The 24632-nt window shown below is 73.8% G+C and carries 18 protein-coding genes and 1 pseudogene; 13 read left to right on the forward strand and 6 right to left on the reverse strand.

Annotation, left to right across the window (positions count from 1 at the left end):
* Positions 1 to 32 precede the first annotated feature (32 nt).
* Both OG702_RS21495 and OG702_RS21500 read right to left on the reverse strand, forming a co-directional pair.
* The gene (locus OG702_RS21495; RefSeq protein WP_327290534.1) at positions 33 to 1604 is read right to left on the reverse strand and encodes an ABC transporter substrate-binding protein; all 1572 of its coding nucleotides are present in this window, start codon (positions 1602 to 1604) and stop codon (positions 33 to 35) included.
* A gap of 1 nt (position 1605) precedes the next feature.
* Positions 1606 to 3651 carry an ATP-binding protein gene (locus OG702_RS21500; RefSeq protein WP_327290535.1) on the reverse strand — a complete coding sequence of 682 codons (2046 nt, stop codon included), beginning with the start codon at positions 3649 to 3651 and terminating at the stop codon, positions 1606 to 1608.
* Positions 3652 to 4187: 536 nt separating this feature from the next.
* Between OG702_RS21500 and OG702_RS21505 the strand changes: the two are divergent.
* From OG702_RS21505 to OG702_RS21530, 6 genes and pseudogenes are all read left to right on the forward strand, one after another.
* A pseudogene (locus OG702_RS21505) lies at positions 4188 to 5657 on the forward strand (glycoside hydrolase family 76 protein).
* Positions 5658 to 5775: 118 nt separating this feature from the next.
* Positions 5776 to 6924, forward strand: coding sequence for a ricin-type beta-trefoil lectin domain protein (locus tag OG702_RS21510; RefSeq protein WP_327290537.1), 1149 nt, complete (start codon positions 5776 to 5778; stop codon positions 6922 to 6924).
* Between the two features lie 183 nt (positions 6925 to 7107).
* The gene (locus tag OG702_RS21515) at positions 7108 to 8808 is read left to right on the forward strand and encodes a M48 family metalloprotease (protein WP_327290538.1); all 1701 of its coding nucleotides are present in this window, start codon (positions 7108 to 7110) and stop codon (positions 8806 to 8808) included.
* Positions 8805 to 9932 (forward strand): hypothetical protein, encoded by a 1128-nt coding sequence (locus tag OG702_RS21520; RefSeq protein WP_327290539.1) that lies wholly within the window; start codon positions 8805 to 8807, stop codon positions 9930 to 9932. The genes OG702_RS21515 and OG702_RS21520 overlap by 4 nt, the downstream gene beginning before the upstream one ends.
* Before the next feature lie 145 nt (positions 9933 to 10077).
* Entirely contained in the window at positions 10078 to 10599 is a 522-nt protein-coding gene (locus tag OG702_RS21525; RefSeq protein WP_327290540.1) for a hypothetical protein, read from the forward strand.
* Between the two features lie 98 nt (positions 10600 to 10697).
* On the forward strand, positions 10698 to 13400 hold the full coding sequence (locus OG702_RS21530; protein ID WP_327290541.1) for a tetratricopeptide repeat protein: 2703 nt from the start codon (positions 10698 to 10700) through the stop codon (positions 13398 to 13400).
* Positions 13401 to 13420: 20 nt separating this feature from the next.
* On the opposite strand, the gene OG702_RS21535 is transcribed toward OG702_RS21530, so the two are convergent.
* A complete protein-coding gene (locus tag OG702_RS21535; RefSeq protein WP_327290542.1) occupies positions 13421 to 14002 on the reverse strand; it encodes a TetR family transcriptional regulator in 582 nt (193 codons plus the stop codon).
* A 113-nt stretch (positions 14003 to 14115) separates the two neighbouring features.
* On the opposite strand from OG702_RS21535, the gene OG702_RS21540 reads away from it, so the two are divergent.
* The 3 genes from OG702_RS21540 to OG702_RS21550 all read left to right on the forward strand — a co-directional run bounded on the left by OG702_RS21540 (position 14116) and on the right by OG702_RS21550 (position 16822).
* Positions 14116 to 14988 carry an SDR family NAD(P)-dependent oxidoreductase gene (locus tag OG702_RS21540; protein WP_327290543.1) on the forward strand — a complete coding sequence of 291 codons (873 nt, stop codon included), beginning with the start codon at positions 14116 to 14118 and terminating at the stop codon, positions 14986 to 14988.
* A 164-nt stretch (positions 14989 to 15152) separates the two neighbouring features.
* A complete protein-coding gene (locus OG702_RS21545; protein WP_327290544.1) occupies positions 15153 to 16022 on the forward strand; it encodes an ATP-grasp domain-containing protein in 870 nt (289 codons plus the stop codon).
* Positions 16019 to 16822 (forward strand): ATP-grasp domain-containing protein, encoded by an 804-nt coding sequence (locus tag OG702_RS21550; protein ID WP_442814495.1) that lies wholly within the window; start codon positions 16019 to 16021, stop codon positions 16820 to 16822. The genes OG702_RS21545 and OG702_RS21550 overlap by 4 nt, the downstream gene beginning before the upstream one ends.
* 127 nt (positions 16823 to 16949) lie before the next feature.
* Here the strand turns inward: OG702_RS21550 and OG702_RS21555 are convergent, their stop codons facing one another.
* Positions 16950 to 19355: an SCO7613 C-terminal domain-containing membrane protein gene (locus tag OG702_RS21555; RefSeq protein WP_327290546.1), complete on the reverse strand. Its 2406-nt coding sequence runs from the start codon at positions 19353 to 19355 to the stop codon at positions 16950 to 16952.
* Between the two features lie 272 nt (positions 19356 to 19627).
* Here OG702_RS21555 and OG702_RS21560 point away from each other — a divergent pair, with 272 nt between their 5' ends.
* Complete coding sequence (locus tag OG702_RS21560) at positions 19628 to 20092, forward strand: SPW repeat protein (protein WP_327290547.1); 465 nt, start codon at positions 19628 to 19630, stop codon at positions 20090 to 20092.
* A gap of 158 nt (positions 20093 to 20250) precedes the next feature.
* Here OG702_RS21560 and OG702_RS21565 read toward each other — a convergent pair whose 3' ends face one another.
* Together OG702_RS21565 and OG702_RS21570 are read right to left on the reverse strand one after the other, a co-directional pair.
* On the reverse strand, positions 20251 to 20517 hold the full coding sequence (locus OG702_RS21565) for a DUF6295 family protein (RefSeq protein ID WP_327290548.1): 267 nt from the start codon (positions 20515 to 20517) through the stop codon (positions 20251 to 20253).
* Positions 20518 to 20520: 3 nt separating this feature from the next.
* Entirely contained in the window at positions 20521 to 21288 is a 768-nt protein-coding gene (locus tag OG702_RS21570; protein WP_327290549.1) for a dienelactone hydrolase family protein, read from the reverse strand.
* A gap of 49 nt (positions 21289 to 21337) precedes the next feature.
* Here OG702_RS21570 and OG702_RS21575 point away from each other — a divergent pair, with 49 nt between their 5' ends.
* From OG702_RS21575 to OG702_RS21585, 3 genes are all read left to right on the forward strand, one after another.
* A complete protein-coding gene (locus OG702_RS21575; RefSeq protein WP_327290550.1) occupies positions 21338 to 21832 on the forward strand; it encodes a MarR family winged helix-turn-helix transcriptional regulator in 495 nt (164 codons plus the stop codon).
* A 94-nt stretch (positions 21833 to 21926) separates the two neighbouring features.
* The gene (locus OG702_RS21580; RefSeq protein WP_327293313.1) at positions 21927 to 23537 is read left to right on the forward strand and encodes an MFS transporter; all 1611 of its coding nucleotides are present in this window, start codon (positions 21927 to 21929) and stop codon (positions 23535 to 23537) included.
* 523 nt (positions 23538 to 24060) lie between these two features.
* Complete coding sequence (locus OG702_RS21585; protein WP_327290551.1) at positions 24061 to 24570, forward strand: SigE family RNA polymerase sigma factor; 510 nt, start codon at positions 24061 to 24063, stop codon at positions 24568 to 24570.
* Positions 24571 to 24632 lie beyond the last annotated feature (62 nt).

The following is a 24632-nucleotide window of genomic DNA, read 5'->3' on the forward strand; positions in this document are numbered from 1 at the left end:
CGCCCTGGCGGAGGGGTGCGGGCGCCCTCCGGTCAGCCCACCGCCGGTGCCTCGTCGGGCCATTTCACCGTCAGCACCTCGGGGTTGCCCTGCGGGGTCAGGCGGATGATCGGTATCGGCTTGCTGACCGGATTGCTGCCCGTGCGGCTGGTCTGGTAGTTGGCGGTGAACTGGATGGGCCCGCTCGCGCCCAGCACCTTGTGCGCGCCATGCAGCGCGCCCAACTCGTTGGTCACCGCGTCCGGTTCCGGCTGCTGCTGCTCGGTGAGCCGGATGGCCGAGGTCGCGGTCAGGGTGGCGTCGTAGGCCATTATCGTGTTGCCGTCGCCGAGGTAGCCGCCGGGGAAGAGCTGCTGGAAGGTCGTGTTGAAGATCCGGAAGCCCTGCGCACCGTCCGCCGCGGCGGCGGCGTGGCTCTGGTCGCGGCCGGCCGGCGCGGACCACTCGCGGGGATGCGCGACGCCGGCGTAGTCGACGGTGACGTGGCCGCGCAGATCGGCCCGCAGCTGCCCGCTGTCCGGCAGGTTGGTGACGTCGTCGCCGCTGACGATGCGGATCTGCTTGTCAAGGCAGGTGTTGGAGAACGCGTGCACCAGCACCCCCAGGTCCTGCCCGCGGCCGGCGAAGAGCACCACCGCGGGCTGCGCGGCGCAGATGTTGGTGGTCATCTGGCTGATCCGGGTGGCCACTTCGGTCTGGTGCCGCTTGCGCTCGTCGACCGACTGCCCGTCCTTGTCCCGCTCGGTGGTGTCGTACGGCTCCACGCCGACGATCTTGTGGCCCGGTATGGCGGCGAACTTCTTGAAGCCGCTGACCAGGGTGACGTCGTAGGAGTCGCCTGCGTTGCCGTCCTCGACCAGCACCGCTCGCTTGTAGTCGGACTGGACGTAGGACAGCGCGGCCGCCATGTTGTCGACGTTGCTGGGCGAGGCGCGCACGAAGCCCTTGATGTTGTCGTAGTTGTCCGAGGTGAGGGTCGCGCCGAAGGTGGGGATGCTCTGCGCGGTCAGCTCGCGTATGGCGCTCTCGGTCCCGGCCAGGCTCAGGCCGAAACCGGTCACGGCGGCGATGTGCCGGCCGTTGTCGTGCTCGATGGTGTCGACCGCCGCCTGCCACTCGTTGGCCTGGTAGCCGTCGCTGCCGATCAGCAGCTGGATGAAGGGGCTGATGCCCTCGACGTTGTTGCGGTTCGCGTAATACTGCGCGGTGAAGGCGCCCTTGAGCTGCTCCACCGCGTTCGGCATCGACAGGATGCTGCCCTTGTCGGCCGAGATCGGCAGCAGCAGCACGACGCTCACGTAGTTCGTCGCGTGGTGCTTGACGACGTCGCGGTTCTCCTTGCGTATGGCGCTCTCGGCGTCCCGCAGCGAGGAGTGGAAGACGTACGAGCCGTCGGTGATGCCCACGCACTCGCCGTTCGAGCCGTGGTGGGTGACGTTGGTCGCTCCCTTGCGCATGCACGGCTTGTTCAGCAGGTGGTCGACCGGGACGTAGACGGCGTAGGCGACCGCGGCGAGCGCCAGCACGCACACCGCGGCCAGCAGCCGGCGGGCGCCGACCGGGAGGTGCGCGACATACGCGCGGACGGTGGCGACGGGGTGCACGTCAGTCCTTCCAGTTGTTCTCGATACGGCGGAACTTCCCCGCCTGCCGGTAGAGCAGTTCGTTGTCCTCGGTGATCTCCGCCAGGTGCTCGTACTCCTTGGCGATGGTGTGCGCGAGCTGGTGCGCGGGGTCGAAGCAGCGGTCGCCGTGCAGCCAGCGCGCCACGGTCAGGCGGGTGATGGCCCGCCGCCGGTTGCGCGCCTCCGCCGGGCCGGCGAGCGAGGCGACGAAGGTCCGCGGGTCGAGGTCGGTACGCAGCCGGTTGGGCGCCGCGGTGACCTGGTCGAGCACCCGGAGCCAGGCCTGCGAGGACGTGCTGCGCCCGTACTCCTCGTCCAGGTAGCCGACCACCGTGGTCAGCGGCTCTCGCCGCGCCAACTCCACCTGGGCCAGGGTGTGGTGGTGCCGCAGCGGCGCGTCCGTGCGGCTGGAGTAGTGCGTCGCGTACCCGGTGTGCACCGCCCGCCAGGTCTCGGGGTTCCTGGCCAGCCAGTGCCGCAGCAGCAGTTCCACCAGCGGGTGCAGCCGCAGGGCCTCGCCCTCCGCGGTCTCCTCCAGCCACATCGAGGCGGTCAGGCGCAGTTGCGCGGAGTCCGCGTCGACACCGCTCCACCCCAGGTAGTGCAGCGCCGCGTTGCAGGCGCCCCTGCGCAGGCCCGGGGTCGCGGCGAGCGCGGCCATCGTGTTGAGGGTCGCGTTGTCCTCGGGGGCCACCGTGCCGTCGGGCGCGGCGGTCAGGTGGTCGGCGAGGGTGCGCCTGAGCAGGTAGTCCTCGACGGTCGTGTCGGCCCGGCTCGGCGGCGGCCAGTGGTCGGGGAGTGCCTGGTCGGCGGCCAGCGGCCCGGCGAGCAGCCGCCGCGGGTCGAAGGGTTCCGGCACCTCCGCGGGCGGCCGCCGCGGGTCGCGCGGGGGAGTACGGCCGAAGCGGGCCAGCAGATACGCCAGCCGGTCGGTGGACTCCGGGTGCCCGCCGGTCAGTTCGTAGAGGAAGTCGGCGTCGCGGTTGTGCCGCCCGAGCACGCTGCTGGTGCACAGGGCAAGCACCTGCTCGCCGTTGAGGTCGGCCAGCGCCACCGGATACCACCAGACCGGGTGCCCGTCGCCGCCCGGCGCCAGCGGGTGCCGGACGCCGAACGTCAGCCGCTCGTCGGTCGGGTCCAGCAGGCGGTCTGCCTCGGGTCGCATCCGGCCGCGCTGCACGGCCACCACCACGGCGGGGTCTGCGCGTTCACCGGCCGCGGCGCTCTCCCGGCGGCACTCGGCGAGCAGTTCCAGGAAGAGGTCGGCGGTCCTGCCGCCGGCGTTGTCCAGCAGGAGCAGGCAGTTGCGGGGCCGCTGCATGCGCGGCCAGGAGTCGTTGAAGTCGGACCGCAGGTCCGCCAGCAGGGCCGCGCACAGGGTGCGGGCCACCACCCGGGGGGTGCCGGTCGGCGCGTCCTGGCCGTGGTGCTGCCGGTAGAGCTCCCACAGCGAGTCATACTCCCGGCCGCCGTCGCCGCGTTCGGCAAGCCAGCGCAGCGCCTTGTTGTCCCGGTGCTTGCCCACGGCCGAGTGCAGCGCGCCGAGCAGCCCGGTCAGCGCCTCCAGCAGCCCCCGTTGCTCCGGACTGAGCAGCGGGGCGGCCCTGTTGGCCCAGTCGTTCAGCGACGACTGGGTCTGCGCGTCCTGGGCGCGGGCCCGCAGATACGCCTCGAAGGCGGTGTGCCCCCCGCCGGTGTCCACGAAGCTCAGCGCCTTGAGCAGCATCGCGGTGCGCGGGAAGTCGATCGCCCTGATCCCGGCGATACGCCGGCCGAGGCCGCGCACCGCCGCCAGCACGATGTCCTCGACGCCCTGCGCCGACCGTAAGTCGAGCCGCACGCTCAGGCAGTCGCCGGCGAACTGCGCCCATAACGCGTCGAGCAGCACCGAGCCGCCGGAGCCACGCGAGCCGGCGAGCAGCACTATCGGCGACGGCTGCTCCGGCACCCCGTGGCGCACCAGCGCCGCCCTGACGTACTCCACCACCCGCTCACGGCCGTGCAGCCTGACCCTGGTGTCCGCCATCTGACCGTTCCCCCGCCGCTCCGGACCGTCACACGGCCCGTACCGTCTGCTACCGCTCGGAATGGGGATCGTATTCCGTCCCGCCCGGCACCGGTCCCGTATCGGCAAAATGCCCCGCGGCGGGCTCTTCTCAGCACGTCAGAGGTACCAAGGCTGCCCCGGCCCGCCCGTCGAGCCACCTCTTCCGAGCGGGCGGCGCGCTCGTGCTCGGCTCGCATGGGCAACGGCTTCGCACATAATCTCCCAGATTGCCACCATCGGGCCTGTGTGATCACATTCGGACGGCCCGCTCGCCGCCCCGTCGCCGGCCGCGTCCCCGAGTGCGCCCCGGCGCGGTCGAACCCGCAGGCCGGGCCCGGCAGGGCGGTCCCGCGGCGTCCCATGACCGCGCGCACCGGTCATCCGACGTCTTGTCAGGTGCATTGACAGTACCGGCCGGCGGGAGCAGTTTTCCTGGCGAGATCTGTTGCTTTCAGGGTCACTCTCGGCTCGACAACGTTGTCGTTCGTCCCTCCACGGCAGACAGGAATCCCCCCATGAAACCCCCGCGTACTCTCGTCGCCGCGGTCCTCGCCGCCGCGCTGGCGGCGCTCTCCCTGCAGTCCGCGCAGGGCGCGACCGGCGGCCCGAGCGGCCCACGTGCCGCCGGCGCGGCCGCGGCCACCGTCTGCAACGCCTACTGCGACGCCCGCGACCCCGGCCTGAGCACCCAGGACCGCATGCCGGTCACCGCGAGCGTCTTCTCCCGCACCATCGCCCTGCACTTCGACGACGCCGACGCGATGGGCTGGGCGTCGATCGGCAACGGCAACCCGGGTGACGAGGTGTGGCTCGACCGGTCCTTCGACGGCGGCAGGACCTGGTCCTCAGGCAGCCGGCTCGGCGACACCAAGACCCCGGCCGGGCTGCGCGGTTGGCGCACCCAGATGTACAACGTGGACGACTGGAACGCCGAGGGCGTCGGCGCCCTGCGCGCCCACGGCAAGGCCGGCGACCGGGCCGACGTCGCGTGTACGGCGTGGGCGCGCACCACCTGGAACGCCGGGAACCGCCGCACCGCGGCGGCCACCGCGCTGATGATGTCCTTCGACCGCTCCACCAAGCTCTTCGGCGGCAACGGCTGGTGGACCGGCGCCAACGCGCTCACCGCGATCATCGACAACATCCGCGGGACCGGCATGGGCAGTTACCGCTACGCCGTCGCCGAGACCTACGACAGGAACCTGGGCGCCCAGCAGGGCGACTTCACCAACGAGTATCTGGACGACACCGGTTGGTGGGGCCTGGCGTGGATCGACGCCTACGACCTGACCGGTGACAGCCGCTACCTCGCGACCGCCCGCGCCGACGCCGACCACATGTACGCCTACTGGAACGGCACCTGCGGCGGCGGGGTGTGGTGGAGCCAGGCGAGCACGTACAAGAACGCCATCACCAACGAGCTGTTCCTGCAGCTCACCGCGGCCCTGCACAACCGCATCGCGGGGGACACCGGCTACCTCGGCAAGGCGTAGGCCGAGTGGAACTGGTTCAAGGCCAGCGGGATGATCAACGGCGACCACATGGTCAACGACGGCCTCACCTCGTCCTGCGCCAACAACGGCCAGACCACCTGGACCTACAACCAGGGCGTGGTGCTCGGCGGGCTCAGCGAGCTCTACCGGGCCACCGGTGACGCCGGCCTGCTGACCACCGCCCGCAGCCTGGCGGGCGCCTCGACCGTACGGCTGGCCTCCGGCGGCGTGTTGCGCGAGCCGGGCGAGGGCGATTCGTGCACCGGCGACGGCCCCAGCTTCAAGGGCGCCTACGTCCGCGGCCTCGGCAAGCTCAACGCCCAGCTGTCCGACCACCCTTACAGCGCGGTGCTGTCCAGTTGGGCCGACTCCGCCTACGCGCACGACCGCAACGCCGCTGACCAGTACGGCCCGCACTGGTCCGGCGGCGCCGGCAGCAGCGACTACGGCTGCCAGCAGAGCGTCCTGGACCTGCTCAACGCGGCCGGCTGACTCCCCCCACCCCTTGGCGAGAGGGGCCCGCCCCGGCCATGAACGGCACGGCCAGCAGCACGCCGCCGGACATCCTGACCTGCACCGGTGGCGCCAACCCGATCTGGAGGACCGGACGATGAGACGACGACTCGGCACAGCTCTCGCCGTGGCATTCACCACGGTCGCGGCCCTGACCGCGGCCGGCGGCGCTGCGGCGGCCGCCGCGGCACCCGGAGCAGCGCACGCGGCCCCCGCCGCGGCGGCCTCCCCCGCCTCGCTGCGGCTGATGCCGCTGGGCGACTCGATCACCTGGGGCGTCGGCAGCAGCACCGGCAACAGCTACCGCTCCACGCTGTGGAACGACCTCGCGGGTGAGGGCCACGCGCTGGACTTCGTCGGCAGCGGGCGTAACGGCACCATGTCCGACCCCGACAACGAGGGCCATTCCGGCTGGCGTATCGACCAGATCGCCGGTATCGCCGACGCCACCCTGGCCCGCTACCGGCCCAACGTCATCACCCTGGAGATCGGCACCAACGACCTGAACCAGAACTACCAGGTGCCGACCGCCACCAACCGGCTGCACGCGCTGGTCGACCAGATCACCGCGGACGTCCCCGACGCGACCGTGCTGGTCGCCTCGCTGATCATCTCCACCAACTCCACGGAGGAGCCCAACCGCCCGGCCTTCAACCAGGCGATCCCGGGCATCGTCCAGGCGGAGCAGGCGGCGGGCAGGCACGTCGGCTACGTGGACATGGGCGCGCTGACCGCCGCCGACCTCTCCGACGCCCTGCACCCCAACGACGGCGGCTACGTCAAGATGGCCACCGCCTTCAACTCCGGGGTCCAGGCGGCCGACGCCGCCGGCTGGATCCACCCGCCCGCCGGTCTCGCCACCGGTGTCGTCCACTCCGGCATCAGCGGCAAGTGCCTGGACGACAACGGCAGTTCCGCCGCCAACGGCACCGCGGTCCAGCTGTGGACCTGCAACGGCACCAACGCCCAGCTGTGGACGGCCTCCGGTGACGGCACGCTCCGCGTGCTCGGCAAGTGCCTTGACGCCACGGCCGCCGGCACCGCCAACGGCACCAAGGTCCAGATCTGGGACTGCAACGGCGGTAGCAACCAGCAGTGGCAGACCTTCCGCGGCGGTTACCGCAACCCGGTGTCCGGCCGCTGCCTGGACGACCCGGCGTCCTCCACCGCCGACGGCACCCAGCTCCAGCTCTACGACTGCAACGGCACGAACGCCCAGAAGTGGACGGCCCCGCAGCCGTCCTGACCTCGTCCGCCAGCCGCACGACCGGCCTCTGGCGCCGCCCTGCCGGGCCCCTCTCCGGCAGGGCGGCGCCTTTACCCGGGCTTGGTGCGGCTCCTGTACTATCCGCCTTCCCCCTGCACTGGTGTTCGGTACTCGACGCCCGCCGACGGGTTCGTGCGTGCGTCCCTAAGAGGGGTTTCTCCCATGGCGAGGTCCGGCCGCGACGGCCACTTTGTGCTCCCGCGAGCCCTGCTGGCTCTCCTCCTGCTGGCGGGCTACCACCTGCTGGGGCCGCTGATCCTGGCCGCCCTGGTCGGCGCGGACCTTTTCCTGCTGCACGGTCCGCACCCGTTCACCGCCATCAGCCTTGAGGGGTACGCGGGTTCGGTGGCCGTCGCCTACTCGCTGGTCCGGGTCGTCTACCTCACCCGGGGGGACTCCGCCGGCCGTGACGAGCTCCCCGGGCTGCCGCTGACCCCCGCAGAACAGCCCGAACTGTGGCACCGGGTACGGGAGCTGGCGCGGGCGGCCCGCACCGCACCGCCCGCCGAGATCCGGCTGATCGCGGACGTCAACGCCGTGGTGGTCGAGGACGCCAGGATGCTGGGCCTGGTCCGCGGCAAGCGGCGGCTCTTCGTGGGCACCTCGCTGCTCATCGGCCTGACCGGGCCGGAACTCGACGCGGTCGTCGCCCACGAGCTCGGCCACTACGCCAACGCCGACACCCGGCTGGCGACCACCGTGTGGGCGGGGCGGGCGGCGCTGGCGCGGACGGTCGGCGAGCTGACCGGCCGCGCGGCCGCCTACCAGGCGCGCGAGGAGCGGGAGGCGGCGGCCAGGGCGGCCCGGCGCAGGGCCCGGGGGAAACCGGCGCCGGTCGGCGGCGGCACCCGCGGCCCCGACCACTACCTGGCGAAGGTCTACGCCGCCTACGCCAAGCTCGGCCTGCGCTGCACCGAGGGCGTCAGCCGGCGGCAGGAGTACGCCGCCGACCTGGTCGCCGTCCGGGTCGCCGGGCGGGACAGCACCGCCGCGGCGCTGCGCCGCCTCCCCGGGCTCGACGCCGCCGCCGAGCTGTACGTGCGGGACTACGCCGGCCTCGGCTGGGAGAACGAACTGCTCCCGCCGCCCGGGCAGTTCCACGGCGGCCTGGCGCTGCTGCTGGCCGACGGGGACCGCCGCCGCGAAATGGCCGAGGCCTTCCGGTGGTTGCCGCAGCAGGAGCGGACGCCGTACGACAGCCACCCGCCGCTGGCGGAGCGGGTCGCGGTCGTCGAGGCGCTGCCGCCCGACGGGCGCGGCGCCCCGGCCGCCGGTCCCGCGGTCGCCCTGCTGCGCGACCGCGACGGCACGTTCGCGGCGCTCGAACGCCTGCAGCTCGGTGCGGCCGCCGACGAGATGCACCGGGTGCCGTGGCACGAACTGCCGCACGAGGCAGAGCGCGCCGCCCACCTCCGTGCCGCGCAGCCGCTGCTGTCCGCCACGGCCGACGCCGCCGCGGCCGGCCGGATCGCCCTGGGCGGGGCGCCGGGCCTCGGCACGGTGCTCGACCTGGTCGACGCCGGGATGCGGCCGCAGATCGCCGACCTGCTGCCCAAGTCCAGTGCCGCTGCCGGGGCCGGCGGCCGGGCCGCCCGCGAGTTCGCCCGTACGGCCTTCCGTTCCGCGCTGCGGGCGCTCACCGTCGTCGCCCTCGCCGACACCGGGCGGATCCGCTGGGAACTGTCCTGGTCCGGCCCGCCCGTACGGCGGTTGACGACCGCGGGCCTGGCGGAGGCGCTGGAACCGGCGCTCGACGCGGCCATCGCCGACCCGCCCCGCACTGCCCCGCTACGAGAGCTCTTCCACACCGCGCCCCCGTCCGGGGACGCGCTCATCGCCACGCACACCCGAAGGCTTCCATGAACGTCCTCGTGACCATCGCCGGCGCGGCCCTGCTGGTCTATGCCGCCGTCACCGTCCCGCGCAACATCAAGAAGGCGCGCGCCCTGAAGGCGCAAGCCAAGGCCGACGTCCCGCTCAGGATCGACCCCGCCGCCTACGGGCTCGTGCCCGCCGCGCAGGTGGACATCACCCGGCCTGGTCCCGACCCGGAGGTCGACGCCGCCCTGGCCGCCGCCCGCGCAGGCGACTGGCAGTACGCGGCCGGCTATCTCGCGGCGGCCGGAACCGACTGGGACGTACGCGGCTACCGGGCCTCGCAGCTCGCGGAGGTCGCCGTGGAGGACGACACGTGGCTCACCGTCTGGCGCGGCCGGCTCCCCGGTGACCCGGGCGCCGCCCTGGTGCATGCCATGGCCCTGGTCAAACTGGCCGGCGACGTACGCGGCAGCCAGCAGGCGAAGAACACCACGGCCGAGCAGTTCGACGGATTCCGCCGCCTGCTGGCCGGGGCGCTGCCGGCCTGCCAGGAGGCGGCGCGCCTTGCCCCCTACGACCCGAACCCCTGGGTGCCCCAGATCTCCATCGCAAAAGGGCTCGGCTGGTCGCACGACGACTTCCGGCAGCTGTGGGCGCAGATCACCGCGCGCGACCCGCACCACTTCATCGCGCACCACGCCGCGCTGCAGTACTGGTGCGAGAAGTGGCGCGGGTCGCGGGAGCTGATGTTCGCCTTCGCCGAGCAGGCCGCGGCCTCGGCGCCGCGCGGCAGCCTGCTGGCGTACATGCCGCTGCTGGCGATCTACGAGCAGGCGCTCAACGACCCCGACTACAGCATCTACGACCAGCCGTTCGTGACGGCCGCCGCCGACGCGATGCTGGACGCGATCGACGAGGCTCACCCCGGATACTTCCGGATCCCGCTGGTGCGCCACCTGCTGGCGAACACCCTCTTCCGGCTGCACCGTTACGCGGAGGCGGCCGAGCAGTTCCGGGCCATCGGCGGTTACGCGGGAGCCATCCCGTGGACGTACGCCGACGAGCCGCTCAAGCGGTTCGTGCACGTGCGGACCAACACCTTCACCGAGTGGGAGCGGGCCGGCCGCCCGGCCGCCCCGGCCCGGCGAGGCGCGCCGGCCGGCTACTGACCGCCGCCCGTCCCCTCCTTCCCCGTTCTCCCCTGCCCTGCCGGCCCGTCGCCGGCAGGGCGGCGGCGCGCTTGGCCAATGGCCGGGACAGCGCCCGCGCCAGCGGCTACCGTCTCCTCAACGGCCTTTGCGTACAGGGGTGTACATGCAGGACGAAGCGCTCGCCGCACTCGCGGCATCGGGGGGAGCAGCCGTCGCCACGGTGCCGGGCACCGGCGACTGGCCCGCCCTCCGCGACGGTCTGGCCCGCTGGTTCGGCCGCGGCGTGGAGCGCCGCGAGGCCGTGGTGCTCGAACGCCTCGACCAGGCCGGGGCGGAGCTGGTGGCGGCGCCCCTCGCGCAGCGCGAGACCCTGCGCTCGACGTGCCGGGCGATCTGGCAGGCGCGTATCCAGGACCTGCTGGAGGACTTCGACGACGAGGACGAGCGCGCGGGGGCCGCTGACGCGCTGGGGACGCTGCTGGCGCGACTGCCAGCCCCCCGGCCGCAGGTGGGCGCAGGCCCCGGCGGCATCGCCGTGGGCGGTGATCTGACCGTACGGGCGGAGGGTGAGCGCTCGGTGGCCGCGGGCCTCGTGCACGGCGACGTGCACATCGGCCACCCGCTACCCGGCGGCGGCGCGGGGAGCCCGGACCGCCCTCTTCCGCCGGACGCCTCCCAGGGCTGAGCGATCCGGCGGCACAGAGCCCATCACGGCGGCCGGTCCGACCGCCTGAGCACCCGCAGCCGGGACCCCCGACCCCCGCCGCGGGCGGCGCCCTGCACGTGGAGAGCAGCAACGGCGGCGTGGCCGTCGGCCGGGCGCACACCTTCAACCACTACCAGAGCGCGGCGCCGCTGACCCCCTTGCCGCTGCCGCATCGCATCGGCCGCGTCCCCGCCCTTGCGCCGCACTTCCAGCAGCGCGAGCTGACCGAGGCGCTGTCCGTGCCGCCCGGCCGGCCGCTGATCCTCACCGGCACCGCGGGCACCGGCAAGACCCAGCTCGCGGTGCGGTACGCGGAAACCGCCTGGGAGCGGGGCGAGTTGCAGCTGCTGCTGTGGGTCGCCGACGCCGGCCGCGAGACGGTCACCGCCGCTTACGTGCAGGCCGCGCAGGACATCCTGGGGCGCTACTTCCCCGATCCGGCGGAAGGCGCCCAGGCGTTCCTCAACTGGCTGCGCCCGGCGGGCGGCACGAAGCCGCGCCCGTGGCTGATCGTGCTGGACGGGGTGACCGAGCCGGCCGAACTCGCCGAGGGCCTGTGGCCGCCGGCCAGCCCGGTCGGACGCGTGCTGGTCACCAGCAGCCGCCGGGACTTCGACCGGGCCATGAGCCCGGTGATCGTGCCGGTCCGGTCGTTCACCGACCAGGAGGCCGCCGCCTACCTGGAACGGGCGCTCGGCGCGCACCGTTCCGGCCCGCCCGGCTCCGCCGACGTGGCCGTGCTGGCCGAGCGGCTCGGCGCGCTGCCCGCGTCCCTGGCCCTGGCCGTCCGCCACATCGCCGCCGAGGACATCGACGTCAAGGCCTACCTGCGGCGGCTGGAGGACCGCGGCAGCGACGTCTCAGCCGCCCACGCCCCGTTGCGGCTGACGATCGACGCGGCGAACCGCAGGCACCCGGCCGGTGTCGCCCTGCCGCTGCTGCAGTTCGCCGCCGTACTGGCCGAGGAGGGAGCCCCGAAGCAGGTGCTGACCAGCGAGGCGGGGCTGAGACTGCTCACCTGGCTGCGGGCCAGCAGGGGTGGGGAGAAGGCGGACCGGGCGCCGGTGACCGCCGACGACGTCACCCGCGCGACACAGGTGCTCTACGACCTGAGCCTGGTCGATCGGCGGGAGTACCTGACCCATGTCACGATGCCGGTCGAAGCCCCCGTACGCCGTGACGTGCTGGCCGACGTCCCCGCCGGTGTGCTGCCGGGTCTCGTGTACGGCGCCGCCGAGGCGCTGCTCGACGGGTGGCCCGAGGTCGAGGACAACCAGCACTTCGCCGGCAACCTCAGGACCAACGCCTTCGCGTTGCTGTGGGGGCGCGGTGACGGCAACGGGATGCGTAGAGGCATCCACCCGGTGGCCTTCAGGGCCGGCCGCAGCGCGGGCGAGTGGGGGCAGTTCGCCGAAGCGCAGTTCCTCTGCGCCCGGCTGGCCGCCGAGGCCGCCGACGTGCTCGGCGCCGACCATCCCGACGTGCTGAAAGCCCGTGCCTGCGCGGCGCGGTGGCGCGGCGAGGCCGGGGACACGCTCGGTGCGATCCCCGAACTCGCGGTGGTGCGCGAGGTGCAGGAGCGGCTCGGGGCGCTTCGGCCCGACACGCTGATGACCCGCTTTGTCCTCGCGCGCTTCGCAAGGATGCTGACGGACGCTGGGCCCGATGCCATGGCCGCCCTCCGGAGCGTGCTCGACGACCGCACGCGGGTGCTCGGCCCCGAGCACCTCGACACCCTGAGGACCCGCGCGGAACTGCTCTTCGGGCGGCTGGCCGAAGGCCACCGGGAGGGTTCGGCCGGCGCCTTCGCGCTGCTCGTCGACGCGGAGATGCTGCTCGCCGACGTGGAGGCGGTCGCCCGCCCCGGCCACCAGCAGACCATCGTGGCACGGCACCTCCTGTCGGTCGCCCAGCTGCTCCAGGACGGACCGCTCCGCGCGGCCGAGATCGCCGCGCAGGCGGTCGCCGACGCGCGCGCGGCGCTCGGGCCCGAGCACCCGGTCACCCTCGACTGCCGCAAGTGGGCGGCGTATCTGGATGTCGTCCAGGGCAAGGCGAAGGCGGGGGCGGAGTTGACCGACCTGCTGGCCGACCAGCTCCGGCTGCTCGGCCCCGACCACCCCGGCACCCTGTCCACCCGGGGCTTCGTGGCCGTCTGGCGGGAGAACTCCGGCGACACGGAACGGGCGTTCCAGGAATATCTCGCCCTGCTGGCGGACCGCCGCCGCGTCCTGGGGCCCGACCACCCCCGCACGCTGGAGACGCTGCACGCGGTGGCCGACCACCACAGCTCGCGCGGGGACGCCATGAGTGCGGTCGTGGCGCTGTCCGAGCTGGTCAGCCGCCGCAGCCGGGTGGTCGGCCCCGACCACCTGGACACGCTGTCCGCCCGGTCGGACCTGGGCAGGTGCCGGGGCGAGGCAGGGGACCCGCTGGGCGCCGTCATCGACCTCGCCGCGGTCGCCGCCGACCAGGGCCGGATCCTCGGCCCCGACCACGACGTCACTCTCCTGACCCGGCACAAACTCGCCTGGTACCGCGGCAAGGCGGGGGACGCCGAGGGCGCGGTCGCCGCCTTCACCGACCTGGTCGCGGAACGCAGAGCGGCCCTGAGCGAGCGGGACCCCAGGGTCGTGGACACCGGCAAGGCGCTGACCTACTGGCGGCGCCTCGCCCACGAGTCCTCCACCGGGCAACCGCCGGACCTGCCCGCACACATGGGCGAGACGCGACCCCTGCTGCCGAGGTGGCGCGCGTCCAGGCTGCACGCGGAGGACTGAGCCGCAGGCGTCCGGCCCCGTCACCCGTTGAGCAGCGCCCGCACCGCCGCCACGACGACCTCGCGGCGGTGCGCCGCGGAGGCGTCGGAGACGACGGCCTCGTACTCGGGCACGTTGCTGCTCCAGAAGCCGGAGAGGTGCAGCACCAGCCCCAGCAGCTCGGCCGCCGGGAAGCGGTCGGGCACCCGGCCGGCCCGCTGTGCCTCCGCGATGGCCCGCACCTTCGCCGCGTTGCTGTCCAGCACCACGCTCAGCAGCTCGCCGCTGCCGGCCCGCTCCAGGCGGTACCAGGTGGCCAGCCGCTGCACCCAGGGCCGCTCGACGTACGAGTCGTGCAGGCGGCCGGCGTATCCGGGCAGGTCGTCCGTGTCGATGGGCACGGCGTCGACCGTCTCGCCGCACATGGCGTCGAAGACGGCGTCGAAGAGGCCGTCCTTGCTGCCGAAGTAGTGGTAGATCTGCGCCTTGTTGCTGCGGGCGTCGGCCGCGATGCGGTCGACCCGGCTGCCGGCGATGCCGTACGCGGCGAATTCGCGGGTCGCCGCGTCCAGCAAGCGGCGGCGGGTGGCGTCCGCGTCCCGGCCGATGACGTCCCTCTTCATGGCACCCAGCCTATCAACTAACCAGACAGTTGACACAGGGCCCGCCGTGCAGTTCCATGGAAGATGTTGCTAATCAACCGGTTAGTAAGGAAGCACTCACGAGGAGCGACCCCATGCCCACCCCCACCGTCTTCCTGGTCAGCGGCGCCTCCCGCGGCCTCGGCCGGGCGATCGTCACGGCCGCGCTGGACGCCGGACACCAGGTCGTCGCCGGTGTACGCAGTGTCACCGCGCTGGACGACCTCGCCGCCGAGCACGGCGACCGGCTTGCCGTCGTCGCGCTCGACGTGACCGACGACGAGGCCGCCCGCGCCGCCGTACGCACCGCCGTCGACCGCTTCGGACGGCTCGACGTGCTGGTCAACAACGCCGGATACGCCAACGTCGCCTCGGTCGAGGACGTCGACTTCGACGACTTCCGCGCCCAGATCGACACCAACCTGCTCGGTGTGGTCCGGCTCACCCGGGCCGCGCTGCCGGTGATGCGCGAGCAGGGCTCCGGGCACGTGGTGCAGGTCTCCTCGGTCGGCGGCCGGATGGCGACCCCGGGCCTGTCGGCGTACCAGTCGGCGAAGTGGGCCGTCGGCGGCTTCTCCTCGGTGCTGGCCCGCGAGGTCGGGCCGCTCGGCATCAAGGTGACGGTGCTGGAGCCCGGCGGGATGCGCACCGACTGGGCCGGGTCCTCGATGCGGATCGCCCCCGTCCGCCCGGAGTACGCCGGCACCGTCGGCGTGATGGCCGCGCTGCACGACCCGGAGACGACCGCGGCCAGCGACCCGGCCAAGGTGGCCCGGCTGGTGCTGGACGTCGTCGCGCTCGACGAGCCGCCGCTGCGGCTGCTGGTCGGCCCGGACGCGTACGCCTACGCCACCGCCGCGGGCCGCGCGCTGCTGGCCGAGGACGAGCGGTGGGGCGAGCTGAGCAGGTCCACCGCGGCGGACGACGCGACGCCCGAGCAGCTCGACCCGCTGGGGCACCGGAAGTGAGCCCCCGGCGCCCCGCCGGGCGCCGGCCTTCCGCCCCGTCACGCCCTGCCCCGGCGGCAGTTGGCACCAGCGTCAGAACTCCCTGATACGCGTGGCATCCTGTGACCTTCACGCTTCGCCGGCCGCGACCGGCGAACGCTCAGGGGGGTTGGGGGGAAGGTCGCATGAAGCTCTGCTTCCTCGTGGAGGAGAACTACCGCCACGACGGGATGCCGGTCGAGGTGATCCGCCGACTCCACGCCTGGGGCCACCAGGTGGACGTGCTGCGGCCCGGGGGTTCGCTGCACCGGATGACCGACGTGGTCAGGGCCGGCAGCCACGACGCCTGGGTGCTCAAGACCGTGTCCGGCGGGCCCGGGCTCACCCTGCTGGAAGCCGCCGCCTCCGCCGGGATGACCACCGTCAACGACGCCCGCTCGATCCGCGGGGTCCGCGACAAGGCGCTCGCCGCGGCGATCGGGCGCAGCCGCGGCCTGCCCATGCCGACGACCTACGCGGCCGCCACCCCCGAACTCCTCGCCGACATACCCGAGTCGGACTACCCGCTGGTCGTCAAGCCCGCCGACGGCAGCTCCGGGCGTGCGGTGCACCTGGTGGCCACGCCCGACCGGCTGCCCGCGCTGACGCCGGTGCTGCAGGGCGAGGGCTTCCTCATCGCGCAGCCGTACGTGCCCAACGCGGGCGTCGACATCAAGGTCTACTGCGTCGGCGACGACTTCTACGCCACCGAGCGCCGCTCCCCGCTGCACCCCGACCGGCCGCACCGCGAGCGCCGGGTGCCGCTGCCGCGGGAGATCGCCGCGATCGCCGCGCAGGCCGGGGCGGTCTACGGGCTCGACCTCTACGGCCTGGACGTGCTGGTGGGCCCCGACGGGCCCGTCGTCGTGGACGTCAACGACTTCCCCAGCTTCCGGCAGGTCCCCGACGCGGCGTCCCGCGTCGCCAGTGCCGTCCTCGCGCTGGCCGCGGGCGACCGGCCGCACGCGGCCGCCGTGCCGGTGCCCGTACCGGTCGCGGTCGGCGACACGTTGTGAGGGTGGGCCTGATCACCCCCGACCCCGGCCACCCGCTGCTGGCCGCGGCCGCCGCACTGCTCACCGCCTCGGGCGAGCACGAGGTCGAGGTGCTCGACCCGGCCGTCGGGCGGGCGCCGGCCCGGCCCGCCGACGTCTACCTGCTCAAGTCCCGCACGCCCCGGGCCCTCGCCCTGGCCCGCGACCTGGAGGCGGCCGGCGCCCGGGTCGTCAACTCCACTGCCGCGACGGCCCGGTTGCAGGACCGTACGGCGATGGCGCGGGACGCGCTACGGGCGGGCCTGCCCTTCGCGCCCACCCGCACCTACGCCTCCGGCGGCGAACTCGCCCTCGCCCTGGCCGAGATGCCGCCGGCCGGGCCGGTGGTCGTCAAGAGCCGGTGCAGCAGGAAGGAGGACGTGGTCGTGCGGCTCGAAGGGGCCGCACGGATACGGGACTTCGCCTCCTCGGCGCCGCACGAGCCCTTCGTCGTCCAGGACTTCGTCCCCAATCCCGGCTGGGACCACAAGCTGTGGGCGATCGGCCCGCACGTCTTCGCGGCACTCCGCCGCTCGGAACTCTCCCCCGCCGCCCCGGGCGGCGGCCCCGTCCCGCTCGCCGACCTGCCCCCCGGCTGGCCCGCCCTCGTCCGCCGCGTCGGCGAGGTCTTCGCCCTGGACGTCTACGGCGTCGACGTGATCGACGCGGGCGCGGGCCGCCCGCTGATCGTCGACGTGAACGCTTTCCCCGGCGTCCGCGACCAGCCGGGCGCCCCCGAGGCACTGGCCACCCTGACCCTGACGGCGCACCGCCCCGGCTGAGGCGGGCCGGCCCGCTACGGCCGCCGCGCTGAGGGCCGCCCGGGCACGGGCGCCGCGCTTCCGGCCGCGCCGTCCGCGCCAACCAACCGGGCCCACGCCCGCCGCGCGGTCTCGGTGAGGCACGCGGTCAGCGCAGGGCGCGGAACTCCCGGCGCCACCGCTGCGCGGCGAGCAGCCGCCGCTCGTAGGTGGCGCCCACGTAGAGCAGCAGCGCGCCGGCCGCCGCGACCGGCGCCCAGTGCGGGAGCCGGCTGACGGACCCGGCCACGGCCGGGGCCAGCTCGTGCAATGCGACGGCGAGGAGGACCCCGGCGCTCAGCGCCAGCGGAGCGCGCAGCCGGTGGTGGGCGCCCAGCAGGGTGACCGCCAGCGCGGCCAGGCCCAGCAGCAGCGGGCGCTGCCAGCCCGTGCCGGACCACGCGGCGACCAGGCTGGGCAGCAGCGAGAAGGCCAGCCCGGGGCCGTACGCGGGCCAGGAGCCCAGGGCGGGGTCGCGGCGGCGCCGCAGCAGGCCCAGGGCGAGCAGGACCACCGAGACGCTGACCGTGTACGGCTCGGGCGCCCCCACGCCCGCGAGGACCAGCCGCACCCAGGACGACCCGGCCAGCAGCGCGGCCGCGCCGAGGGCGCCCTCGGTACGGCGGTCCGGCCGCAGCGCGAGCCCGGCGCAGGCGGCGCCGGCGACGGCCAGCGCGAGGCTGAGCGCGTCCGGGTGCCCCGCGGTGGCCAGCAGCGCCACCGCGCCCACCGCGTAGCCGGCGCGCTCGACGGCGGCCGAGAGACGCCGGGGCAGCCGCGCGGCGACCGGCACGGTCGCCACCGCGACGCCCAGCACCGCGAACGCGGCCTGGTGCAGGGGCAGTCCGGCCGCGGCGCCCGCACGGGCGGCCGTGTAGGCCAGCGCGCAGACCGCGAACGCCGCTGCCGGCAGGGGGATCCGGCCGCCGGCCGCGAGGCAGCCGGCGAGCACGGCCGCGGCGTCCCAGACGGTCAGCGCGGCCGTGTCGTGCGGCAGCGACCAGACCAGCGCGACCGCCGACGAGGCCAGCAGCGCGCACAGTTGGGGCGCGGGGTCGGCCGTCGGCCTGCGCAGCAGGTGGACGCCGGCGCCCAGCGCGGGCACCCCGGCCGCGGCGAGCGCGGCCGCGTACGGCAGCCCGGCCGCGAGCGGCGCCGTCACGACCGCGGCGACCGCGGCGAGTACGGCCGCGCAGCGCGGCACCGACCCGGCACGCCCGAACCGTACGGCGGCGCCCGCGAGCACCAGCGCGAGGACCGCGGCGACCACCGGGACCACACCCGCGGACGTCAAGTGCCGCAGCGCGCGCAGGAAGAGCGGCAGGACGTCGAGCGCGGACAGCCCGAGCACCAGCGCCGCCGCGTAGAACAGCCCCGCCCACAGCGGCGGTTGGGGCCGCCCGAGCGGCCCGACCGCGGGCACCTGGCGCAGCCGCAGCAGTGCGGCCGCCGCCAGCAGCGCCGCGGGCGCCACCGCGGCCAGCGGCGCCCAGCGCTGGGGCAGCGCCAGCCACGGGGTGACGGCGGCCGCCGCGACCAGGGCCAGCCCGCAGAAGGCGGCCGCCGCGCCGCCGCCGCCGGGCAGCCGCCGTGAGCGGGCCGCGGCCAGTGCCAGGGCGGCGGCCAGCAGCAGCGGCCCGCAGGCGCGCAGCGCCGGACCGTAGCCGCCGGAGCCGTACGCGGCCCCCGCCGCCACGACGCCCGCCGCCACCGTCCACCCGGCGGCCGCGCCGAGCGCGACCGGCATGCGGACCGCCACCGCCAGATCCAGCACCGCGCCGGCCAGCAGGGCGTACGCCAGGCCGGTCGCGTGCGCGTGCAGCGCGGCGGCGGTGAGCGGGGCGGCGCACTGGAGCAGCAGCAGGGCCGCGTACGGCGCGAGCACCGACCGGGTGAGCCGGCCGTAGGCGCCCGCGCCGACCGCGCCGAGCCCGGTGACCGCCGCCCAGTAGCCGGCGCCGTTGGCCGCGAGCAGCCCGCCGAGGTCCGCGGCCCTGGCCGCGTAGGCGTCGAGCAGCACCAGCGCCAGGCCCACCGCGGAAGCGGTCTCCGCGGTCGCGTCGAGGCCGCGGCGGCGCAGCGCCAGCGGTGCCGCCAGGACGAGCGCGGTGAGTGCCGTGAGCACCGCCGCGCGGCCGCCGATGCCGAGCCGACCCCAGCTGACCAGCGTGAACACCAGACCGGCCACCACGATCAGCATCCCGCCGAGGGTGAGCAGCACGGTCTGCGCGGACCGTGCGGGACCGTCCGCTGGCGGTACGTGGCCGGCGGTAGCCGCGACCGCCGTGGCTACCGGCCGCCGCCGGGCCCGCAGCGCCCCGACGAGTGCTGCCCTGCGCCGGTGCAGCACCGCCCGCCTGGTCTCGACCACCAGCAACTCGGCGTCCAGCGCCCGCAGTTCCGCCACCTCGGGGCCGTCGAGCGGCAGCCGGCACAGCGGGCACGCGGCGGGGCCACCGTCGGTGACGGCGGGCCCGGTGATCGCGTTGCAGTCCGGGCAGCGATAGGCATCCATGAGGGGAGTGTGCGGACGGGGGTCGCCGCACCGCATGAGTACCGGTACTCAACGGCTGCCTGCTGGTACGCAGCCTCGGCCCGGCAGGGGGCCCGCCGGGGCATGGTCATGGAACGTAACGGACAAATCTGCACAAAGTTAAGGGCTGTGTAAGTGGCAGGGGAGCTGCCTACGGATTTACGCTGAGTGAGGATGCAGCAGCTTCGGGCCGGAGACCCGGAGGACATCCGTCGGTAGAAACGACACTGCACACTGCGAAGGAGGTGGCTGGAATGGCCACCGATTCGACTCATTCGACATCGCGGATCGAGCAACATCCGGACCTCATGGCCCTCCGCGGCCGGTACGCGGAAGCTTCTGCGAAGCCGATCTCTGGAATTGTCGAGGGCCTGTGCCTGCTGACCGGCCTGTACCTGGCGATCTCGCCATGGGTGGTCAATTTCGCCGGCTTCACCAACCTGCGGATCAGCAACCTGATCACCGGCATCGCGCTGGCCGTGCTGGCCATGGGCTTCGGCTCGGTGCTGGAGCGGACGGTCGGTCTCGGATGGTGCGCCATCGCGATCGGCGTCTGGACGATCCTGGCTCCCTGGGCCATCGCCGGACCAAACGCGGCGTTCACCCACACGATCGTCAACAACGCGGTTGTAGGTGGTGTGGCCATTGCGCTTGGGCTGGCCACGATGGGGCTGGGCTTCATGGGCAAGTCGAGGGCGAGCAGTAGCCGTGCGCGCTGAGTAGTGCGCACGTCGTGCCTTCGGATGCACCGGTGCGGGCGGCGCCCCCTCGCCGCCCGCACCCCATCCCGAACGCCACCCCCGCACCCCCGGGCCACACCCGGGGGTGCCCCACGGCCCCCCTCCGCGGAGGGGGGCCGAGCCCATAGGGGCGGGAGTCAGTGCCGCATCTCGACCGGCGCGGCCGCCAGTGCGGACTGGATCGCCGCCACCAGCCGCTCCGCGGACTCCGCGGTGAGTTCGAGCGCGACGCGGGCCGCAGGCCCGCGTGAGGGGTCCGTGAAATCGATGTTCAGCGTGTGCTCGGCCATCGCATGGACGGGATGGTCGAAGTAGACCGTCACGTCGGAGACGTGGAACCACGACCCGCCCGGCCCCTTGGCACTGCCGTCAACCGCGTCCTTGACCGTCGTGTACGTGCACAAACCTCAGCCCTCCGCAAGGTGCTTGGCGAAGAACCCGGCAATCCGCTCCCACCCGTCATTGGTCGCCGCGACGCGGTAACCGGGACGGTTGACGGCGAAGAAGCCGTGCCCGGCGTCCTCGTAACTGTGGAATTCGAAGTCCTTGCCGTGCTCGGTGAGGATCCGGCCGAGCTCCGCGACCTGCTCCGGGCTCGGGTGCTGGTCCTCCGTGCCGAAGAGGCCGAGCAGCGGGGCGGACAGGTTCGGCAGGTCGGGCAGCAGGTTGGTGACCTTCAGGCCCAGGCCCGGCGGCACCTCGCCGACGACGAAGGCGCCGTAGCAGTCGACCGCCGCGTCCAGGTCGAGCCGGCAGGCGGCGAGCACGGCCTGCCGGCCGCCCGAGCAGTGCCCGATGACGCCGACCTTCCCGCTGGCCGCGGGCAGCGCCCGCAGATACGCGGCCGCGCCCGCGACGTCGCCGACCAGCCGGTCGTCCGGTACGCCGCCGTTCGCGCGGGCCACCGCACTGGCGTCCGCGGGGTCCGCGCCGGGCGCCTCGCGGCTGTAGAGGTTGGGGCAGATCGCGTCGTAACCCAGCTCGGCGAAGTGCCGCACCATCTCCTTGGTCTCCCGGTCGTAACCGGGCATGTGGTGGATGACGACGACCCCGCCGCGGGTGTTCTCGCCGGCCGGGCGGGCCAGATACGCCTCGATCTGGTCGCCGTCGTGTCCGGCGATGGCAATGGTTGTCGCGAAGAGCGAGCCGGGGGAGGTGTCCGGGTATTGAGTCATGGCGCCAGCTATACCATAAGGCTGAACTGATCAGTTTATACTGATGATTATGTCGGCCAGCAGCAGGACGCAGACGCACCCGGACCAGGCGGACCCGGCGCCCGCGCCGCCCGCCGACGCCGGCCCGGCCCGTCTCGCCGCCGATCTGCGCGCGGCCCTCGGCCCGCTGGTGCGGCGGCTGCGGCAGTTCCGCCCGGACGGCGAACTGACGCTCTCCCAGACCTCGGTGCTGGTCCGGCTGGACCGGGAGGGCCCCGCGACCTCCTCCGAACTGGCCGCGGGCGAGGGCGTACGCCCGCAGAGCATGTGCACGATCGTCAACGTGCTGCACGAACGCGGCCTGGTCGCCCGCGAATCGGACCCGGACGACGGGCGCCGCATCGTCGTGTCGCTGTCGGCCACCGGACTGGCGGGCCTGCACGGCGCCCGGCAGGAGAAGGCCAGGCGGCTGACCCGCGCCATCGCCGACGAGCTGTCGCCCGAGGAGCAGGTCACCCTCGCCGCCGCCCTCCCGCTGCTGGAGAGGATCACCCGACGTGTCTGAGCCCGCGGACCTCCGCGTCGCCCCCTCCGGCGCCACCGCGGGCGAACGCCCGGACCGCTACAAGTGGGTGGCGCTGTCCAACACCAGCCTGGGGATGTTCATGGCCACGGTGGACTCCTCCATCGTGATCATCTCCATGCCGGCGATCTTCCGCGGCATCCACCTGGACCCCTTCGCGGCCGGCAACATCAGCTACCTGCTGTGGATGATCATGGGGTATCTGCTGGTCACCGCGGTGCTGGTGGTCACGCTCGGACGGCTCGGCGACATCGTCGGCCGGGTGCGGATGTACAACCTCGGCTTCGTCGTCTTCACCCTCGCCTCCGTCGCGCTGTCCTTCGACCCCTTCCTCGGCGGGTCCGGCGCGCTATGGCTGATCGGCTGGCGGGTGGTGCAGGCGCTCGGCGGCTCCATGCTGATGGCGAACTCCGCCGCGATCATCACCGACGCCTTCCCCGCGCGCCAGCGCGGCATGGCGCTCGGCATCAACCAGATCTCGGCGCTCAGCGGGCAGTTCATCGGCCTGGTGCTGGGCGGACTGCTCTCCGCGTGGGACTGGCGGGCGGTCTTCTGGGTCAACCTGCCGGTCGGCATCCTCGGCACGGTGTGGGCCTACCGCTCGCTGCGGGAGACCTCGGCCCGGCAGAAGTCCCGTATCGACTGGTGGGGCAACCTCACCTTCGCCGGCGGCCTCGGCGCGCTGCTGGTCTCCATCACCTACGGCATCCAGCCCTACGCCGGCCACACGATGGGCTGGACCAGCCCCAAGGTGCTCGCCGGGCTGATCGGCGGCGCGCTGCTGCTGGTCGTCTTCTGCGTCATCGAATCCCGGGTGCCGCAGCCGATGTTCCACCTCTCGCTGTTCCGCAACCGGGCCTTCGCGGCCGGCAACGCCGCCTCGCTGCTGGCCTCCGTCGCGCGCGGCGGCCTGCAGTTCATGCTGATCATCTGGCTGCAGGGCATCTGGCTGCCGCTGCACGGCTACGACTTCGAGGACGCGCCGCTGTGGGCCGGCATCTTCCTGCTGCCGCTGACCGCCGGCTTCCTCATCGCGGGCCCGCTGTGCGGCTGGCTCTCCGACCGCTACGGGGTGCGCTTCTTCACCACCGGCGGGCTGCTGCTGTTCTCGGCGAGCTTCGTCGGCCTGCTGCTGCTGCCGATCACCTTCCCCTACTGGGCTTTCGCGCTGCTCATCACGGCCAACGGGATGGGGTCGGGGATGTTCTCCGCGCCGAACACGTCGGCGATCATGAGCAGCGTCCCGGTCACGCACCGGGGGGCCGCGTCCGGGATGCGGTCCACCTTCCAGAACAGCGGGATGTCGCTGTCCATCGGCATCTTCTTCTCGCTGCTCATCATCGGCCTGGCCAACCGGTTGCCTGCGGCGCTCTCGTCGGGGCTCCAGGCGCAGGGCGTGCCGGCCGCGACCGCCCAGCACGCGGCGTCCCTGCCGCCGGTGTCGACGGTCTTCTCGGCGTTCCTCGGCATCAACCCGGTGCGGACGTTGCTCGGGCCGAGCGGGGTGCTCGATACGCTGCCCGCGCATAACCGGGCGGTGCTGACGGGGAAGTCGTTCTTCCCGAACTTGATTTCGGCGCCGTTCCATCACGGGTTGCTGATCGTCTTCGCGACGGCGGCCGCGATGGGCCTCCTGGCCTCCACCGCCTCCCTCCTCCGCGGCCACCCCCCTCTCCCTCCGACCTGACGCGCAGTTCCCCGCGCCCCTGGGTGGGTGCCACTTGCAGTCGCGATGCGTCTTCTGCGCCGTCGTGGCTTGTCGCGCAGTTCCCCGCGCCCCTGAAAAACGCTCACCCTCTGCGCCAGCAACACCTCTGCCAGGGACCAACCCCCGACGGCGGAAGAGGCAGGCCTCAAGGGGCGCGGGGAACTGCGCGACAAGCCCCCACGCACCGGCACTGCGAACGCCACCGCAAGTGGCACCCACCCCAGGGGCGCGGGGAACTGCGCGCCCAGCCCGAGTGCGGCGGCACTGTGAACGCAACAGGACGGGGCACCCACCCCAGGGGCGCGGGGAACTGCGCGCCCAGCCACGGCGGCGGGAAGCCGGCGACGCCACCGCAAGTGGCAGCCGCGGGTGACGGCGCGGGCCACCGCCGGGGTGGGAAAGGTAGCGGCGCCACCGCAGGTGGCACTCCCCCTGTAACGCAAGCGCAGCGTCATCGCGTCGAAGAGGGTGAGACCGCGTCCCCCCGAAAGGAGCCGCAGGCGTGCGAAAAGTGCAGACGCAGGCCTACCTGGAGTTCGCCCGGGCCCGCGCGGGCCCGCTGTACCGCTCGGCGTGCCTGCTCGCCAGCGGCGACACGCACCTGGCCGAGGACCTGGTCCAGGAGACGCTGGGCCGGATGTACCTGGTCTGGGGCCGGACGGCCAAGCTCGGGAATCCGGCCGCGTACGCCCAGACCGTCCTGGTGCGGGCGTTCCTGACGCATCAGCGCCGCCGCAGCAGCGGGGAGCGCCCGATCGCCGAGCCGCCCGACCTCCCGGCGGCGCCCGGCAGTGACACCACTCTCCGCGTCACCTTGCTTGAGGCACTCGCCCGGCTGGCCCCGAAGGACCGGGCGGTGCTGGTGCTGCGGTACTGGGAGGACCGCAGCATCGAGGAGACCGCCGCCGCGCTGGAGGCGTCACCCGGCGCGATCCGCACCCGTTCCGTACGCGCCCTCGGCCGGCTGCGGGATGAACTCGGCGGCGAGCTCTCGGACTTGACCGCACGCTGACCCGCGCCCAGCCGCGTGCACCCACCCCCATCCGTCATGACAACCCGCACTTGTGAGGACAC

It is taken from the genome of Streptomyces sp. NBC_01198 (genome assembly GCF_036010485.1).
Taxonomy (GTDB): Bacteria; Actinomycetota; Actinomycetes; order Streptomycetales; family Streptomycetaceae; genus Actinacidiphila.